This is a genomic window from Nocardia sp. NPDC059240, from assembly GCF_042753865.1.
Taxonomy (GTDB): Bacteria; Actinomycetota; Actinomycetes; order Mycobacteriales; family Mycobacteriaceae; genus Nocardia.
On record NZ_JBHZAC010000009.1, the window covers coordinates 327,533 to 343,868 of the forward strand.

Below are 16,336 nucleotides of genomic sequence, written 5' to 3' on the forward strand. Positions count from 1 at the left end.
TGGTCTGGGGTTATGCGGTGGGGCGGAGGTGGGCCAGCTCGGCGCGGGCCTTTTCGCCTTCCTCGCTGAAGTCGGTGCGGGTGAAGATCTTCCACTCGTCGAGCAGCGGGGTGAAGACGAGGGCGGGCTCGTCGGCGCGGTCGTAGATGCCGGCTTCGGCGAGCACGTCGTCGCTGTTGCGGCCGTCGGCGAGTTCGACCGTGGGGACGTGGAAGTCGGCGATGCGGTCGGCGATGGCGCGCACGGTCTGGTCGGGGGCCAGGTCGAGGGCCGCGGTGACCAGGTTGGCGAAGAAGACGGCCTGCAGTTCGTCGTCGGCGGCCAGGCGGTCGGCGATGGTGGCGACGATGACGTTGTCGGCGGCGCGCGCGGTATTGCGGTGGCGGACCGCGGCGGCGGTCTCCTCGAACGCGACGGCGGCGAGCACGTCGAGCAGGTGCATGCCGGGGCGGCGGAAGCCGGTGGTCATGTGCGCCATGCGCATCCGCTCCAGCGCGATCGGATCGACGGCGCGGGTGACCATGAGGTAGTTGCGGATGAGGATCTCGTGCCGGTTCTCCTCCGCGGTCCAGCGGCCGACCCAGCGCCACCAGGGGCCGCGGTTGAGGTACTTGCCGAGTTCGCGGTGGTACGCGGGCAGGTTGTCGGCGATCAGCACACTCACGGTGAGCGCGGTCTTGGCGACCTCGCTCAGCTCGGATTGCGAGGGCTCCCAGTCGGTTCCGCCGAGGAACTCGAAGTTGCGGCCATCGGCCCACGGCACGTAATCGTGGGGCTGCCACTCCGCGGCCACGGCGATGTGGCGATCAAGGTTCGCCTCCACGTCCGACGCGAGCGATACCAGCAGGTCCCGATCCGACAAAGCATTCTGCACCGGAACAACCTAGCGGCAATCGGGCAAATGTGGGGATCTTCGCAGGTATTCACATCCGCTATGACCGAAAGAGGTCCGGGGCGCGCTGCCCCGGACCGGTCCTGCTACTTCTCGGTGACCGTGGTCTTGTTGTCGGTCCAGGTGATGGAGCCGCCGCTGAAGTCGCTCTGCTTGCCGCCGGCGATGTCGTATTCGTCGCTGGTGGGGTAGCCGAGTTTGCCGCTGGCGCCGCCGTTGTCCTCCCACGCCTTGCGGATCTCGCCCCACACCACGTGGGTGCCGTGCGCGGAACTGGCGTAGACGGCGCCGCCGTCGAATTCCTGCACCCAGCCGCCGTCGGGCGCTTCCTTGGCCGCGCCGGTGGGCAGGCCGAGCGGGCTGGTGGCACCGCCCATCTGGTTGTACTTGTCGAGAATGGCTCCACTGAGCGCGATTTCGCCGTTCGGGGTGGAGACCTTGGTTTCGGCGGTAGTGGTTTCCGCGGCCGCGGCCGCCGTGGTGGTGGTCGTGGCGGACGCCGAGTTGCTGTCCTTGTTTTTGTCGCAACCCGCGCCGAGCGCGGTTACGACCGCGAGCGCCGCGATGATGCCAGCCGTGCGTCGAGCGAAGTGGTTCATTTCCATCCTCCCGAAAAGTGCGGCCGAGCTGGTATTTTCACCGAAAACTACCCCGCCGCCGGGGAACTGAAACACACGCTGAAAGATCGCCCGGCCGGAGGGCGAGTCGCTCTCCGGCCGGGCGGGTCCTACTTACAGGGGCCTCAGGAGTTGGGCCCGAACTCCTCCAGCATCTCGGTCACCAGCGCCGCGATCGGCGAGCGCTCACTGCGGGTGAGGGTGACGTGTGCGAACAACGGGTGGCCCTTGAGCTTTTCGATCACGGCGGCCACGCCGTCGTGTCGTCCGACCCGCAGGTTGTCGCGCTGGGCGACGTCGTGGGTGAGCACCACCCGCGACCCGCTGCCCAATCGGCTCAGCACCGTGAGCAGCACATTGCGTTCCAGCGACTGCGCCTCGTCCACGATCACGAAAGAGTCGTGCAGTGAGCGGCCGCGAATGTGGGTGAGCGGCAGCACTTCCAGCATGCCGCGCGCCTGCACCTCCTCCATCACCTCGGGGCTGGCCAGCCCCTCGAGGGTGTCGAAGACGGCCTGCGCCCACGGCCCCATCTTGTCGGCTTCGGAGCCCGGCAGATAGCCGAGCTCCTGTCCACCCACCGCATAGAGCGGACGGAACACCACCACCTTTCGATGCGTGCGCCGTTCCAGCACGGCTTCGAGTCCGGCGGTCAGCGCGAGCGCCGATTTACCGGTGCCGGCCCGGCCGCCGAGCGAGATGATGCCGATGCTCTCGTCGAGCAGCAGATCCAGTGCGATCCGCTGTTCGGCCGAGCGGCCGTGCAGCCCGAAGGCTTCGCGGTCGCCGCGCACCAGTTGCACCCGCTTGTCCGGAGTCACTCGCGCCAGCGCGCTGCCGCGCGGGCTGAGCATCCGGATCCCGGTGTGGCAGAGCATGTCCCGTGCCTCATCGAGATCGATGATCGACTCGGCGTAGAGCTTGTCGACAATGGCGGTGTCGACTTCGAGCTCCACCATGCCGGTCCATCCGGAGGTGACCACGTCCTGCGCGTGATACTCCTCGGCCCGCAGGCCCACCGCGCTCGCCTTGACGCGCAGTGGAATGTCCTTGGACACCAGCACGACCCGCTGCCCTTCGGCAGCCAGGTTGAGTGCGCAGGCCAGGATGCGGGAATCGTTACTGTCCGTGCGGAATCCGGCGGGCAATACCGTGGGGTCGGTGTGGTTCAACTCCACCTGGAGTGTTCCGCCCTGGGTGCCGACCGACACCCGCTGATCGAGCCGACCGTGCGCCAAACGCATGTCGTCGAGCATGCGCAGCGCCTCGCGCGCGAACCAGCCGAGTTCGTGGTGGTGACGTTTGGCCTCGAGTTCGCTGATGACCACCAGCGGCAGCACCACATGGTGCTCGCCGAAGCGGATCAGGGCCCAGGGGTCGGACAGCAACACCGACGTATCGACAACAAATGTTTTCGCCGGTCCGGATTCGGACGATTGCGAGGCGCGAACTCCCTGCGTTTTGGTGGGCAGGCTCTGCTGAGTGCCTGCGTCCCGGGCGGGAGCAATGACGGAGCGTGCATCAGTCACGGTGGGCTCCTTTGCCACTCGCGCGACACCGCGCGAGCGTTCTCGCTGGGCCGGTCAGCCTTGGGGTCTTGCGACCCGAGGGCCGGGTGCCGGCCCCCTCGCACTGAGTTGCTCAGTCACGATCAGGACCTCCCGTACGAGCCACACCTACGCGGCCCGCACTCCCGACGCTACCGGCGAAATCGCGATCCGGCTGCCCGACTGTCGGGCACATTGGTGAAGATCGCGTTAACGCCTGTCCGCTCTGCGTGTTTCGCGTAATTCATCGAGCAGTACCGGGAGGTGGCTGTGCTCGGGGTCCTTTGTTGCCGTGACCAGGGTCAACGGGCCCTCGGCGGCCTCCTGACGCAAACGCGCCAAACCCTCCCGATGCTCGTCGTCGGCGAGTTCGATTCGATACCTCCGTTCGAACTCGGCACGGCGTGTCAGTGGATCGGCATGAAACCATTTGCGGAGCTCCGTAGTGGGGGTCACATCCTTGGCCCACTCGTCTATACCTGCCGCCTGTTTGCTGATGCCGCGCGGCCAGAGCCGGTCGACCAGTACGCGACGGCCGTCGTCCGCGTCGGGGGCGTCGTACACGCGCTTGACCCGGTAGTTCGGTTGCGGTGTCATGCCCTCCATTAGAGTCGACGGCATGGCCGAAACTCAGGATCTGGACAGCCTCTCCACCAAGGAATTGCATGACCGCGCCGTGAAGCTCGCGGCCCGCCGCGGCGACATCAAGTTCCTGTGGGAGCTGCTGAAGTCCATTCCGGCCGCCGAGGCCGCCGCCGGGGATCTCGGCGAGAGCGAGGCCGACATCAAGTACGTGCTGCCCATGCTCGACGACTACGTGCACGCGGGCGAGGGCCAGATCGGCGAGGTGCTGCGGCCGATGTACGTGGACTACCTGGCCAAGCACGCCTGATTCGGTTATCCGGCAGCGGGTTTCGCGCCGGACGTAGACTCCCGATATGACCGTCGATGCCGTCCCGGAACTAGTCGTCTATCGCCGCCCCGGGTGTCCGTACTGCGCCCGGATGCGCAATACGCTCAACCGTCACGGCATCGTGCACCGGGAGGTGAACATCTGGGAGGACCCCGAGGCGGCCGCCTTCGTCCGCTCGGTCGCCGACGGGAACGAGACGGTGCCGACCGTGGTGTTGCGCGACGGTTCCACCGAGCGGAACTGGGTGAACCCGGATCCGAAGCAGCTCATCGCGACCGTGCGCGCCGACGCTCCGTCGCTCACCGGCGGCCGGAAGCGGTTCTTCGCGTTCTGACCCGGCGTTCCCACACTCTGGGAATACCCCCACCCCCTACTCAGTTGGTTGATGTGTCACCAAAATCCGGAGCCCCTCCGGCCGCTGAGAGGAGTGAGCATGACCACAGCCGTCGCACGCAAGGTCGATCGCGTCCGCACCAAGGCCATGGGCGGGCCGACCGATCAGGTCGACAAGAACGCGCTGATCATCGCCCCCGACGACGTCACCCGCACCGACCCGTTCCTGCTCATGGCCGAAGACTGGTTCTCCACACCGGGTTTCGAGTGGCATCCGCACCGCGGCCTCGAAACGGTGACCGTCGTCCTCGACGGCATGCTGGAACACGGCGACAGCCTCGGCCACGCGGGTTCGCTCGAACCCGGTGACGTCCAGTGGATGACCGCGGGCCGCGGCATCATCCATCGAGAACTGGCCTACCACAACGAATTCGCGCACACCCTGCAGCTGTGGCTCAACCTCCCCAACGGTCAGCGCATGACCGAAACCCATTACCAGGACCTGCGACTGGCCGATCAGGGCCGGATCGAGGCACCCGGCGTACTGGTCCGCGTCGTCTCCGGCAGCCAATCCGAGATCACCGGCCCGGCCGAAAACCAGTGGCCCATCACGGGTCTCATCGTGACCCTGGAGCCCGGCAGCCGCTACACCCCGCTCCTCGCCCCCGAGGACCGCGCCTTCGTCTACGCCATCCAAGGCGACGCAACCGTCGGCGGCACCCCCGTCACGGACGGCCAGGTGGCTTGGTCGGATCCGATGAACGTCACCGACCCGACCGGCCTGGAGTTGGTCGGCACCGACCCGGATCGCCCCACCACCTTGATGGTCTTCTCCGGCAGGCCGATTCGCGAATCCATCGTCTTCGGCGGCCCCTTCGTCATGGGCACCCGAGACGACATCGAACAGGCCTACCTCGACTTCCGCCGCGGCAAGTTCGGCCCCATCCCCCGCCTGGCCCGCTTGTAGCCCGCGGTATCCGCAGAACCCGCCGCACTGTTGAGGATGTGGCGGGGCATGGAGGCGGGGATCGAACCCGCGACCTTCACACTGCCAGTGAGACCTCTACCAACTGAGCTACTCCATGCCCCGAGGTCAAGCTATCAGTCATGCAATCCGGCAGCATCCGAGTTTCGGTTGCCCCGGCTCGCCACAGACGAGAGCCCGCCCCGATCCTGAGATCGGGGCGGGCTCTTGGTCTTTCGGCCGAAACTCAGCCGAGCAGGCGCCAGTCTTCCAGGCCCTCGTAGAGGGGGAAGTCCTGGGCCAGCTTGGCGACGCGCTGGCGCAGGGCGTCCAGGTCGGTGGAGCCGGTGAGGGCGGCGGCGATGATCTCGGCGACCTCGGTGAATTCGGCGTCGCCGAAGCCTCGGGTGGCCAGGGCCGGGGTGCCGATGCGCAGGCCGGAGGTGACCATCGGCGGGCGGGGGTCGAAGGGAACGGCGTTGCGGTTCACGGTGATTCCGATTTCGTGCAGGAGGTCCTCGCCCTGCTGGCCGTCGAGCTGCGAGTTGCGCAGGTCGACCAGGACCAGGTGCACGTCGGTGCCGCCGGTGAGGACGGTGATGCCCTTGGCCTTGGCGTCGGCCTGGGTCAGGCGCTCGGCGAGGATCTTCGCGCCGGAGATGGTGCGCGCCTGGCGTTCCGCGAACTCGGGGGTGCCGGCGATCTTGAAGGCCACGGCCTTGGCGGCGATGGCGTGCATGAGCGGGCCGCCCTGCTGGCCCGGGAACACGGCCGAGTTGAGCTTCTTGGCGAACTCCTCCTTGGCCAGGATCAGGCCGGAGCGGGGGCCGCCGAGAGTCTTGTGCACGGTGGAGGAGACGACGTGCGCGTGCGGCACGGGAGACGGATGCAGGCCCGCGGCAACGAGTCCCGCGAAGTGCGCCATGTCGACCCACAGGTACGCGCCGACCTCGTCGGCGATCTCACGGAAGGCCGCGAAGTCGAGCTGCCGCGGGTAGGCGGACCAGCCGGCGACGATCACCTTCGGCTGGGTCTCCTTGGCGAGCTTGCGCACCTCGTCCATGTCGACACGGTGGTCTTCCTTGGAGACACCGTAGGCGTGCACCTCGTACAGCTTGCCGGAGAAGTTCAGGCGCATGCCGTGGGTGAGGTGGCCGCCGTGCGCGAGGTCGAGGCCGAGCAGCTTCTCGCCCGGGGTCATCAGCGCGTGCAGCACGGCCGCGTTCGCCTGCGCACCCGAATGCGGCTGCACGTTGGCGTAATCCGCGCCGAACAGTTCGGTGACGCGGGCGCGGGCCAGATCCTCGACGATGTCGACGTTCTCGCAGCCGCCGTAGTAGCGGCGGCCCGGGTAGCCCTCGGCGTACTTGTTGGTGAGCACGCTGCCCTGCGCCTGCAGCACCGCGCGCGGCACGAAGTTCTCCGAGGCGATCATCTCGAGGGTGTCGCGCTGGCGAGCGAGCTCCCCTCCCATCGCGGCGGCGACCTCGGGGTCGAGTTCGGCGAGGGACTGGCTGTTGACAGAGGCGCTCGTCTGGGTCACGCCGCCGAGTGTATTGGCCGCTGCCGCCGCGCCGATCGAGGGGTTGGTTGTGTCGCTCATGGCACACCTCCGCTTTCGGGTACCCCGAAGTTGTCGGGGATCGCCAGGCACCCAGGCGCGCGGTGCCGGACTTCGGTGCTTCCCGGTGGTTGATTCCACCTCGAGTGCGCCAGTCGCGGTCCGGCCATCCTATCGTGGCGGGCGACGCGTCTTCACATGCGGCGGATCGCACCAGGTGTGAGGGGTTCGTCGAGCAGGCGACGGAACCGCTCGGACCGGTCCTCGGCATCCACCGCGTGATTCAGCCAGCCGCCGAGCAGGCGGTAGCCCTCCACGTACGTAGAGATATAGGCCCGCCACAGCGGCGAGGACAGGAACCGCAGGGATTGACGGGCCCGTTCGGGCGTCACCAGGCTCCAGCGCTGCAGGAATTCCGCTACCTCGTCGGCATCCTTGTGGCGATCGTGCAGCAGCAGCGCCGCGTCCTGGCGCACACCCAGCAGATTCCCGGACGCGGCCGAAATGCTTTCGGCGCGTTCGCCATCGAAGCGCAGCCCCAGATCCGCGTAGATCTCCTGCGCCCAGCGACCCCAGCCCGGCCCGACGATCGACTTCAACGCCAGGTCCGCGAGGCCCTCCGCCATCAAGCACTGCGGGGTGTTCACCACGAACAGCGTCTGCTCGTCCTGGCCGGCACCGACCAGTCCGGCTTCCTTGCGGCAGTGTTCGGTGTGGTGCCCCGGGTACGACTCGTGTGCGATCAGGTGCGGCAACTGCGACATGTGCTGCTTGAGGTCGGAGTTGATGGCGACCCGGGACTGATAGTTGCCCAGGTAGTAGTTGAAGCCCGACCACGGCTTGTCGCCCACCACTTCGTATTCCACATGCTCGTTGTCCGGCAGCGGATACCGCTCGCGCACGAGTTCGCGCAGCGCGCCGGAGAACGCGTCCACGCATTCCTGCAGCCGCTCGGGCGGAATCTCGTCCTGCCGGCGGTGCGCGGTGATGCGGTCGAGCAGCGCGCCCTCGCCGGGCAGTGTCTCGTCGAGTTGCCGGTGCGCCTCGCGGTAGTCCTCGGTATCGCCGGGCGCGATATCCACATCGAAGTAGGCGGCCACCTCATCGATGAAGGAGATGTCCTCACCCGCGAATTTCCGAGCCGAGCATTCGAGGGCGCGCAGGTGCGCGTCCAGGAATTCGGTGCGCTCGGAGGTCAGGCCCGCGTCGGGAAGTTCCTTGCGCAGCGCGGAGGCTCGATGCGCAAGGTCGCGCGGGTCCGGCGCGGGCGCGTTCTCCACCTCGCGCCGCAGCGCGGGATCACCGGTGAAGGCGTCGACGAACCCTTCTTCGAGCCGGTCGAAGGCCAGTCCCAGCCGCAGATAATCGGTCACGAGTGGATGCGCTGCCATCCCTCGACCCTATGCGATCGGATCCCCGTCAGCGGCCCGGATCAGCCTGTCGCGCAGGCTCACCGGACACGCCCGGCTACTGTGATGTGGCCCATCCCACTCCGGTTACCGGCGAGTAGCAACACCTGGTGTTCACCCCGATGTTGAGGCCGAGCACAATTCGGCTATGCGTGGAGTGTTGGCCGGATCGCCGGGCACGGCGACGATGCGGCTTTCCGAGAGCTGTTGTCGTGGCGCGCGAATGTGGGGACCCGAGTAATGGCACGGATGAGCGAGCCCAGCCCCTACGTGGAATTCGACCGCAAGCAGTGGCGCACCCTGCGCAAGTCGACTCCCCTGGTGCTCACCGAGGAAGAACTGATCGGCCTGCGCGGCCTCGGCGAGCAGATCGACCTCGAGGAGGTCGCCGAGGTCTACCTCCCCCTGGCCCGTCTCATCCACCTGCAGGTCGCGGCGCGACAGCGATTGTTCGCCGCCACCGCCACCTTCCTCGGCGAGACCCACCCCGATCGTCAGGTGCCGTTCGTCATCGGCGTGGCGGGCTCGGTCGCGGTCGGCAAGTCCACCACCGCGCGTGTGCTGCAAGCCCTGCTGGCGCGCTGGGACCACCATCCGCGCGTGGATCTGGTCACCACCGACGGATTCCTGTACCCGACAGCCGAACTCACCCGCCGCGGCATCATGCACCGCAAGGGCTTCCCGGAGTCCTACGACCGCCGCAAGCTGCTGCGCTTCGTCACCGAGGTGAAATCCGGTGCGCACGAGGTCTGTGCGCCCGTGTACTCGCACCTGCAGTACGACATCATGCCCGGCGAATACCACTGCGTGCGCCAGCCCGACATCCTCATTGTCGAGGGCCTCAATGTGCTGCAGACCGGTCCGCGACTGATGGTGTCGGACCTGTTCGACTTCTCGGTCTACGTCGACGCCCGCATCGAGGACATCGAGAACTGGTATGTGCAGCGGTTCCTGTCGCTGCAGCAGACCGCCTTCCAGAACCCGGACTCGCACTTCCACCACTACGCGAACTTCAACGAGCAGGAAGCCGTCAACCAGGCCAAGGAGATCTGGCACAACATCAACCGGCCGAACCTGGTGGAGAACATCCTGCCGACCCGGCCGCGCGCGACCCTGGTGCTGCGCAAGGACTCCGACCACACCATCAACCGGTTGCGGCTGCGCAAGCTCTAGAGTTTCCAGGCGGCATCGAGGCGCCCTCCGACGTCGATATCGGTGGCGGCCTGGATATTCGGCTTGCGGATCTCGGTGGCGATATAGCGGGCCACGAAGCGCCGGATCTCATGATCGACGCTGGCCAGGATGCGTAGTAGCTCGCCGCGCCGGGTCGCACTGGCGACATTGATGCGGACATTGCTCGGCTGCGGCTCGGCGATCTCGATGAGCACGCGCAGCGGTTCGGCGGTCCGCACCGTCAGATGCAGGTGAATGGTGCCGTCCACGCGGAACGGATAGCGGTCCACCGACAGATCGATGAGCAGATCGACCTTGAGCGGGATCACCAGATCGAACGAAATGGTGTCGTCCACTTCGCGATTCAAGCGTGGCTGCCCCAATCGCACGGTGGCCGAGAGTTTCGCGAGCTTGCCCGGCCCCGCCCCGATCGGCCCGAATTCGAACGCCTCCCCGGTGAGCTTCTCGAACGCTCCGGCAATGCGATCGGCGGAGGCGGCATACTCCAGAAAACGACGGCCGAACTCCTCATAGCTGAGGTACGGCACCGCCACGACCTGGGTTTCCGCGGGGCCACCCTGCCCCTCGTACAGCTCGCTCATACGCTCCGACGGTACGCGAGCAAGGACTTGGCGAACCCGGAAGCGGTTGCACTGCAACGGAACCGTTGGTTCGCCGTGTTCTAGACCCCGAAACGTCTGTGCCGGGCCGCGTAATCACGCAGCGCCCGCAGGAAATCCACGCGTCGGAACTCCGGCCAGTACGCCTCGGTGAACCAGATCTCCGAATACGCGCTCTGCCACAACAGGAATCCCGAGAGCCGCTGCTCGCCGGAAGTACGGATGACGAGGTCCGGGTCGGGCTGACCGGAGGTGTAGAGGTGCTGGCCGATCGCGTCCACGGTGATGGACTGGACCAGATCCTCGCCGGTCTCCCCGGCATCCATCTCCTGGCGGACCAGCGAGCGCACCGCGTCGGCGATCTCCTGGCGGCCGCCGTAGCCGATGGCGACATTGACGTGCACGCCGGTGCGGCCCTCGGTGCTCTTGGCCGCCTCGCTCAACCGCCGGGCCATCTCCGCAGGCAGCTGATCGAGCGCGCCCACGATGCGGACGCTCCAATCCTGTTCCGGCGCAGAGAGTTCGTCGACGACATCGGTGATGACCTCGAACAGGGTCGTCAGCTCATCGGAGTCGCGGCGCAGGTTCTCGGTCGACAGCAGATACAGGGTCACCATCTCGATGCCCGAATCGCCGCACCAGCCGACCAGCTCGGCAATCTTCAGCGCACCGACCCGATGGCCGTGGCTGATATCGCTGAACCCGTTCTCCCGCGCCCACCGCCGATTGCCGTCACACATCACGGCGACATGCCTGGGATGCTGTTTATCCGCCAGCTGCTTGGCCAGCCGCGCCTCATATATGCGATATGGGAGTCCACGCACCTGAACCGCAAGCTTCACGGCCGCAACCCTACGCTCCCGCAGCGAAGCGCGGAGCGACCGGGACACAAGAGCGAAACACCGGGCGCACTTCGTGACGACACCCACTCGACGGGCTCGGACGCGACAACCTACGGTACCGTAGGTTACCGAGGAGGAACTTATGTCCGACGCTGTGCCGACCTCCGCCCCGGTGGCGGATGTCCTCGAATCCGTCCCCGCCGAACCGGTGCTGATCAAGCCCCGCATGCGCGGGTGGATCCATGCCTGGGCCGTGGGTGTGGCCGCTATCGCGGTGATCGTGCTGGTGTCGGTGGCATCCACGGTGTCGGCGACGGCGACCTGGTCGACGCTGGTCTACGGGATCACCGTGTGCGGGGTGTTCGGGGTCAGCGCCACCTATCACCGGGTGAACTGGAAGACCGCGCGGGCGCGCATGTGGATGAAGCGGGCTGATCACTCGATGATCTTCCTTTTCATCGCGGGCAGCTACACGCCTTTCGCACTACTGGGTGTGCGCGGCAGTGCCGGAACGATCCTGCTTTCCGTGGTGTGGGCCGGAGCGTTGGGCGGTGTCGCGTTGAAGATGCTGTGGCCCACCGCGCCTCGCTGGGTCGGGGTGCCGCTGTATCTGCTGTTGGGGTGGGCGATCGTGCCGGTGGCCGGGACGCTGATCGGCAATGTCGGCTGGACGCCGGTGCTGCTGTTGCTCGCGGGCGGCATCGCCTACAGCGTGGGCGGCATCCTCTACGCGTCGCGCTGGCCGGATCCGTGGCCGGAAGTGTTCGGGCATCACGAGTTCTTCCATGCCGCAACGGTGGTCGCGGCGCTGTGCCACTACATCGCGATCTGGCTCGTGCTGCTGAGCTGATCTCGGAAGTTGATCCCCGAGTAATTGCCCACAAACGTGCAATCCAGGCCCAAAGGTCTCTAAAGTCTGCGACGTGACCAGCAGACTCATCCTGTGGGCGCTGCGGGCGCGAGGCGGGCTGTCGGCCGTGGTCATGGCGTGCAATCTCGGCGGCCTCGCGGTGATCAGCATCGAGCTGTGGCTGTCGGGCTTCCTGAGCCGGCTCGGCGGCGCCTGGATGTCGACATTCGTGCAGGTCTCGATCTATCCGACCATCGGCGCACTGGTCGGCATCGGACTGGCGATCCGGGATCGGCAGCACTATTTCAGCTGGCTCGATCAGCGCCGCCCACCCAGCGAGGCGGAGGCGCGGCGGCTGCTGCACCTGCCGCTGTCGATCACGCTACGGGCCCTGGCCATTTGGCTGCCCGGCGTGGTGGTGGCCGCGGCGATCTTCGCGCACGCCACCGAGCAGCGCAGCTTTCCGGTGGTGCTGTCCATGTTCACCCTCGGCGGCCTGGAATCGGCGGCCCTGACCTTCCTGATCGTGGATCGCCTGATCCGGCCGACGATTCCGGTGATCGCCGAGGTGCTGGAAGGGGCCGCGCACTGGAGCAACACGGTGCTGGCGCGCGTGCTGGTCACCTTCGCGGTGACGGGCGCGGTACCGCTGTTCATGCTGATCACCGTGCTGGCGGACCCGACTTCGGAGGCCCACGACCGCATCCGCACCGGCATCTATCTGGCGCTGGTCGGACTGTCCGCCGGTTCCGTTGCGACCGCCGCCCTGGCCCGCGCCGTGGCCAGCCCCATGCACACCCTGCGGGACGCACTGGACCGGATCGCGAAGGGCGACCTCGAGGTGCGGGTACCCATCGGCAGCACCAGCGAGATCGGGCGGCTCGAGCATTCGGTCAACGAGCTGGCCGCCAATCTCAGTGAGCGCGAACGCATGCGGACCGTGTTCGGGCGGCACGTGGGCGCGGAGGTGGCCGAACGGGCACTGTCCGGCACCACCAGCCTGACCGGCGATATGCGCATTGTGACAGCGCTTTTCGTGGATGTGACCGGTTCGGTCGCGATGGCCACCGAGCTCGCGCCGCACGACTTCGTCGCCAAGCTCAACCGGCTGCTGTCCACCGTGGTCGCGGCCACCGAGGACAACCACGGCCTGGTCAACAAGTTCGAAGGCGATGCGGCACTGTGCATTTTCGGCGCACCCATCGCGCTGGACGACAATGCCACCCCCGCCCTGCGCGCCGCCCGCCGCATCCGCGACGAAGTCGCGACGCTGGCCGAACTCGACGTCGGCATCGGCATCGCACGGGGACTGGTCTTCGCCGGTGACGTCGGCACCGACACCCGCCTGGAGTTCACCGTCATCGGCGACGCGGTGAACGAGGCCGCCCGCCTGACCACCGAGGCGAAGCGAGTCCCCCGCCGCATCCTGGCCAGTCAGGCCGTCATCGACGCCGCCTGCGACGCCGAGCGCACGAAGTGGACCCACCTCGACACTCTCCAGCTCCGCGGCCGCAAAGAGCCGACGCCCAGCTGGACCGACGTCCCGTCCCCACCCCGCCGCAACGGCAGTGCCCCGCAGGCCGCCCAGCCGCCGGCCGCACCCCCACCCCGGGAACCCGCGGCCGACCAGGCCGCCGATCGCTGATCACCCAAGCCACTTCAGGCTCACCCGCGCACCCGCCCGGACCTGGCAATTTCCAACAGAAAACGATGATCTGAACACCCCCGGACTGTAGAACCGCCGACTCCCCCGCAGCAACGCATTAACCCCCGCCGCGAATCGCGTTGTCGTACCGGAGGACTGGACGGACGTGGTACTTGCGGGGGATTCGGGGGGTGGGGGTCGGGGCCGACAGTGGAGGGATGACTGAAATCGGGGCGTTCGAGCGGACGTCGGCGGCGGTGTGGGAGCGGCCGGAGCGGGCGATTCTCGCGTATCGGGCCGTGGTGGCGGCGCTGGTCGCGGGGATCGCGGAAACGTTGGGGCGGGCGGCGATCGTGATCGACGCACCCGACGGTCACCTATCGGGGATCGCGGTCGGACTGCTGGTCCGGGTGGCGATCTATCTGACGGTGTTCGCGCTCGCTGCCCGCATGCTGACCGGAAGTCTTTGGGCGCGTGGGATTCTCGTGGTCGGGCTGGGCACGGTGGGACTGGCCTCGCTGGTGATGGAACCGCTCGGCGCGATCTTCTCGGCCCAGCAATTCGGCGACCTGTTGACCGGGTGGACCCCGAATGAGGTGCTGCTCGGCCTGTTCCGTGCGGTCCACGTCATCGCCGTGCTGATCTTCCTCCCCGCCGCCATCACGGCCGGCCGCCGAGCCTGACCCCCTCCACCGAGTGGCTCAGGCCGAGGCTGGTGGGAGGAGGCTGGTTCGGATGGCTTCGGGGGTGGTGACGGGGAGGTCGCAGACCGAGCCTCGGCAGATGTAGGCGGCGGAGGTGTTGCGGACCGGGGGGCGGTCGGCCAGCAGGGGTTGCGAATCGACTGGGCCGGAGACGATGACCGAGCCGCCGGGGGCGGCCGCGCGGGCCGCAGCCAAGAGGGTTGCGGTACTGCCGGATTCGCTGTCCGGGCCGGTTACCACGGCCACCTGGATGGGGCCGCGCAGGGCGGCCTCGGCGACAGCGAGCCAGTGTCCGGCGGAGCGGGGAGCGCGGGCCAGCAGGACCGCGCCTCGGGTGAGGGTGAGGTCGGCCAGGTGGCGGTAGCGGGACGCGGCCTCCGTGTCGGCGAGCGCGGCAGCCGTGACCAAGGCTTCGGCGAGCACCGAGGTGCCGGCGGGCGTCGCGCCGTCCAAGGGGTCGCGGGGGCGGGTCAGCAGGGTTTCGGCGTCGTCGGCCGTGTCGAACCAGCTGCCGGGGGTCTCCGGGTCGGCGAAATGGGTTATCGCAGCATCGATCAGGGCCTGTGCCGCGGGCAGCCACTCACCTTCGGTCGTCTGCTGCAACGCCAGGAGCCCGAGCGCGAGCCAGGCGTAGTCCTCCAGTACGCCGGGGGCCGAGCCCGGCACCCCGCCGAGTGAGGCGCGGCAGACGCGACCGTCGGTCACGTGGGCGTCGAGCAGGTAGCGGGCACAGCGCGCGGCGGCGTCCACCCACTCCGGATGTCCTTGTGCGGCACCGGCTTCCGCGAGTGCCACGATCACCATGCCGTTCCAGGCGGTGACGACCTTGTCGTCGCGCTCGGGTTGCGGACGGCGGTCGCGGGCAGCGGACAGCCGTGCCCGGATCCCGTCGAAGCGTTCCTGGTCGACCGGCTTCGGATCGTGGTATCGGGTGAGGACCGAGGTGCCGTGCTCGAAGGTTCCTGCCGTCGTAACCCCCAAAAGCTCTGCGGCCCAAGCCCCGTCGAGCGCGCCCAGTACCCCGTTGAGCTCGGCGGGCGTCCACACATAGGTGGCTCCCTCGACACCCGGACTCCCCGGCTCCAGATGCGTGTCGGCATCGAGCGCGGACGCGAACGCCCCCTGCTCGGTGCCCAGATCCGCCAGCAGGAACTCCACGGTCTCGCGAGTCACCCGCAGCGCCAACGACTCCCGGCCCGCATCTCCCGTGTCGAAGTCCCGCCGCGCGAGGTGCGCGTACACCCGCAGCAGCTGTGCATTGTCGTAGAGCATCTTCTCGAAATGCGGCACCACCCAGGCGGCGTCCACCGAATACCGCGCGAATCCACCGCGCAGCTGGTCGTAGATCCCGCCCCGCGCCATCGCCGCGCAGGTGAACGAAACGGTCTGCAGCACACCGAGATCCCCGGTCAGCTCATAGTGCCGCAGCAGCCCCTCCAGCAGTGCCGACGGGGGAAACTTCGGCGCACCCCCGAACCCGCCGTGCTCCCGGTCCACATCCTTCGACACCGCACTCACCGCATGGGCCAGCAATTCCGCCCCGAGCGGTATCTCCGCATCCGGCAACCCCGCCGTCTGCTGCCGCAACGCGTCCCCCACCTGCGCCGCCGCCGTATTCACCTCATCCCGCCGATTCCGCCACGTCTCCCCCACCGCGGTCAGCACCTGCGTGAACGAAGGCATCCCATGCCGAGGCGTCTTCGGGTAATAAGTCCCGCAATAGAACGGCTCCCCCTCGGGCGTGAGGAAGCACGTCATCGGCCACCCACCCTGCCCCGTCATGGCCACGGTCGCATTCATGTACACCGCATCCAGATCGGGCCGTTCCTCCCGATCCACCTTGATGCACACGAAGTTCGCGTTCATGAGCGCGGCAGTCGCCTCATCCTCGAACGACTCATGCGCCATCACATGGCACCAGTGGCAGCTCGCGTACCCGATCGACAGCAGGATCGGCACATCCCGCTCGGCCGCCTCCGCCAGCGCCTCGGCGCTCCACTCCCGCCAATCCACCGGATTGTCCGCGTGCTGACGCAGGTACGGCGAGGTGGCGCTGCCCAGACGGTTCATGTCCTTCAGCCTCCCACATCCGGCGGTGGCAGCGGCGATCGCTCGCACCCCTGCACGGACCCGGAGGGTGCGGTGCCGGTTACAATTCGAACCCGGAGGCTATGAACCCGTCGGAAACTGACGCGCCGCCTCCGGCGGTCTCGTAATCGACAAGGATGCAACGGATTTCGATGACCGATGGGCCGTGAGGCCTGAG

The 16,336-nt window shown here is 67.6% G+C and carries 16 protein-coding genes and 1 tRNA gene; 7 read left to right on the plus strand and 10 right to left on the minus strand.

Annotation, left to right across the window (positions count from 1 at the left end; translation table 11 throughout):
* Positions 1 to 10: 10 nt before the first annotated feature.
* From ACFXHA_RS31380 to ACFXHA_RS31395, 4 genes are all read right to left on the minus strand, one after another.
* Positions 11 to 874: an acyl-ACP desaturase gene (locus ACFXHA_RS31380; protein WP_379362578.1), complete on the minus strand. Its 864-nt coding sequence runs from the start codon at positions 872 to 874 to the stop codon at positions 11 to 13.
* A 104-nt stretch (positions 875 to 978) separates the two neighbouring features.
* Complete coding sequence (locus tag ACFXHA_RS31385) at positions 979 to 1,491, minus strand: LGFP repeat-containing protein (protein ID WP_379362579.1); 513 nt, start codon at positions 1,489 to 1,491, stop codon at positions 979 to 981.
* A gap of 143 nt (positions 1,492 to 1,634) precedes the next feature.
* Entirely contained in the window at positions 1,635 to 2,981 is a 1,347-nt protein-coding gene (locus ACFXHA_RS31390) for a PhoH family protein (protein ID WP_379362708.1), read from the minus strand.
* 285 nt (positions 2,982 to 3,266) lie between these two features.
* Positions 3,267 to 3,653, minus strand: a complete 387-nt coding sequence (locus ACFXHA_RS31395; protein WP_379362580.1) for a DUF488 domain-containing protein — start codon at positions 3,651 to 3,653, stop codon at positions 3,267 to 3,269.
* Between the two features lie 22 nt (positions 3,654 to 3,675).
* Between ACFXHA_RS31395 and ACFXHA_RS31400 the strand changes: the two genes are divergently transcribed.
* The 3 genes from ACFXHA_RS31400 to ACFXHA_RS31410 all read left to right on the plus strand — a co-directional run bounded on the left by ACFXHA_RS31400 (position 3,676) and on the right by ACFXHA_RS31410 (position 5,269).
* Positions 3,676 to 3,948: a hypothetical protein gene (locus ACFXHA_RS31400; RefSeq protein WP_379362581.1), complete on the plus strand. Its 273-nt coding sequence runs from the start codon at positions 3,676 to 3,678 to the stop codon at positions 3,946 to 3,948.
* A gap of 46 nt (positions 3,949 to 3,994) precedes the next feature.
* Positions 3,995 to 4,303, plus strand: a complete 309-nt coding sequence (locus tag ACFXHA_RS31405) for a glutaredoxin domain-containing protein (RefSeq protein WP_379362582.1) — start codon at positions 3,995 to 3,997, stop codon at positions 4,301 to 4,303.
* A gap of 99 nt (positions 4,304 to 4,402) precedes the next feature.
* Positions 4,403 to 5,269, plus strand: a complete 867-nt coding sequence (locus ACFXHA_RS31410; protein WP_379362583.1) for a pirin family protein — start codon at positions 4,403 to 4,405, stop codon at positions 5,267 to 5,269.
* Positions 5,270 to 5,314: 45 nt separating this feature from the next.
* On the opposite strand, the gene ACFXHA_RS31415 is transcribed toward ACFXHA_RS31410, so the two are convergent.
* The 3 genes from ACFXHA_RS31415 to ACFXHA_RS31425 form a co-directional block, all read right to left on the minus strand.
* A tRNA-Ala gene (locus ACFXHA_RS31415) sits at positions 5,315 to 5,388 on the minus strand.
* A 125-nt stretch (positions 5,389 to 5,513) separates the two neighbouring features.
* Entirely contained in the window at positions 5,514 to 6,809 is a 1,296-nt protein-coding gene (gene glyA, locus ACFXHA_RS31420) for a serine hydroxymethyltransferase (RefSeq protein ID WP_379362709.1), read from the minus strand.
* 212 nt (positions 6,810 to 7,021) lie between these two features.
* A complete protein-coding gene (locus ACFXHA_RS31425; protein ID WP_379362584.1) occupies positions 7,022 to 8,218 on the minus strand; it encodes a DUF885 domain-containing protein in 1,197 nt (398 codons plus the stop codon).
* 258 nt (positions 8,219 to 8,476) lie between these two features.
* Here ACFXHA_RS31425 and coaA point away from each other — a divergent pair, with 258 nt between their 5' ends.
* Complete coding sequence (coaA, locus tag ACFXHA_RS31430) at positions 8,477 to 9,409, plus strand: type I pantothenate kinase (protein ID WP_379362585.1); 933 nt, start codon at positions 8,477 to 8,479, stop codon at positions 9,407 to 9,409.
* Here coaA and ACFXHA_RS31435 read toward each other — a convergent pair.
* Positions 9,406 to 10,011, minus strand: coding sequence for a hypothetical protein (locus ACFXHA_RS31435; protein WP_379362586.1), 606 nt, complete (start codon positions 10,009 to 10,011; stop codon positions 9,406 to 9,408). The two genes, coaA and ACFXHA_RS31435, sit on opposite strands and share 4 nt — an antisense overlap.
* A gap of 80 nt (positions 10,012 to 10,091) precedes the next feature.
* Positions 10,092 to 10,871 (minus strand): isoprenyl transferase, encoded by a 780-nt coding sequence (locus ACFXHA_RS31440; protein WP_379362587.1) that lies wholly within the window; start codon positions 10,869 to 10,871, stop codon positions 10,092 to 10,094.
* Between the two features lie 226 nt (positions 10,872 to 11,097).
* Here ACFXHA_RS31440 and ACFXHA_RS31445 point away from each other — a divergent pair, with 226 nt between their 5' ends.
* The 3 genes from ACFXHA_RS31445 to ACFXHA_RS31455 all read left to right on the plus strand — a co-directional run bounded on the left by ACFXHA_RS31445 (position 11,098) and on the right by ACFXHA_RS31455 (position 14,049).
* On the plus strand, positions 11,098 to 11,721 hold the full coding sequence (locus ACFXHA_RS31445) for a hemolysin III family protein (protein WP_379362710.1): 624 nt from the start codon (positions 11,098 to 11,100) through the stop codon (positions 11,719 to 11,721).
* A gap of 73 nt (positions 11,722 to 11,794) precedes the next feature.
* Complete coding sequence (locus tag ACFXHA_RS31450) at positions 11,795 to 13,366, plus strand: adenylate/guanylate cyclase domain-containing protein (protein ID WP_379362588.1); 1,572 nt, start codon at positions 11,795 to 11,797, stop codon at positions 13,364 to 13,366.
* A gap of 218 nt (positions 13,367 to 13,584) precedes the next feature.
* Positions 13,585 to 14,049 carry a hypothetical protein gene (locus ACFXHA_RS31455; protein ID WP_379362589.1) on the plus strand — a complete coding sequence of 155 codons (465 nt, stop codon included), beginning with the start codon at positions 13,585 to 13,587 and terminating at the stop codon, positions 14,047 to 14,049.
* 18 nt (positions 14,050 to 14,067) lie between these two features.
* Here ACFXHA_RS31455 and ACFXHA_RS31460 read toward each other — a convergent pair whose 3' ends face one another.
* Positions 14,068 to 16,140, minus strand: coding sequence for a thioredoxin domain-containing protein (locus tag ACFXHA_RS31460; RefSeq protein WP_379362590.1), 2,073 nt, complete (start codon positions 16,138 to 16,140; stop codon positions 14,068 to 14,070).
* Between the last annotated feature and the right edge of the window lie 196 nt (positions 16,141 to 16,336).

Coding starts and splice junctions, on each gene's coding strand:
- ACFXHA_RS31385 (WP_379362579.1), bottom strand. CDS start 1,491: ATGAACCACTTCGCTCGACGCACGGCTGGCATCATCGCGGCGCTCGCG.
- ACFXHA_RS31395 (WP_379362580.1), bottom strand. CDS start 3,653: ATGACACCGCAACCGAACTACCGGGTCAAGCGCGTGTACGACGCCCCC.
- ACFXHA_RS31400 (WP_379362581.1), top strand. CDS start 3,676: ATGGCCGAAACTCAGGATCTGGACAGCCTCTCCACCAAGGAATTGCAT.
- ACFXHA_RS31405 (WP_379362582.1), top strand. CDS start 3,995: ATGACCGTCGATGCCGTCCCGGAACTAGTCGTCTATCGCCGCCCCGGG.
- ACFXHA_RS31410 (WP_379362583.1), top strand. CDS start 4,403: ATGACCACAGCCGTCGCACGCAAGGTCGATCGCGTCCGCACCAAGGCC.
- ACFXHA_RS31425 (WP_379362584.1), bottom strand. CDS start 8,218: ATGGCAGCGCATCCACTCGTGACCGATTATCTGCGGCTGGGACTGGCC.
- coaA (WP_379362585.1), top strand. CDS start 8,477: ATGGCACGGATGAGCGAGCCCAGCCCCTACGTGGAATTCGACCGCAAG.
- ACFXHA_RS31435 (WP_379362586.1), bottom strand. CDS start 10,011: ATGAGCGAGCTGTACGAGGGGCAGGGTGGCCCCGCGGAAACCCAGGTC.
- ACFXHA_RS31445 (WP_379362710.1), top strand. CDS start 11,098: ATGCGCGGGTGGATCCATGCCTGGGCCGTGGGTGTGGCCGCTATCGCG.
- ACFXHA_RS31455 (WP_379362589.1), top strand. CDS start 13,585: ATGACTGAAATCGGGGCGTTCGAGCGGACGTCGGCGGCGGTGTGGGAG.
- ACFXHA_RS31460 (WP_379362590.1), bottom strand. CDS start 16,140: ATGAACCGTCTGGGCAGCGCCACCTCGCCGTACCTGCGTCAGCACGCG.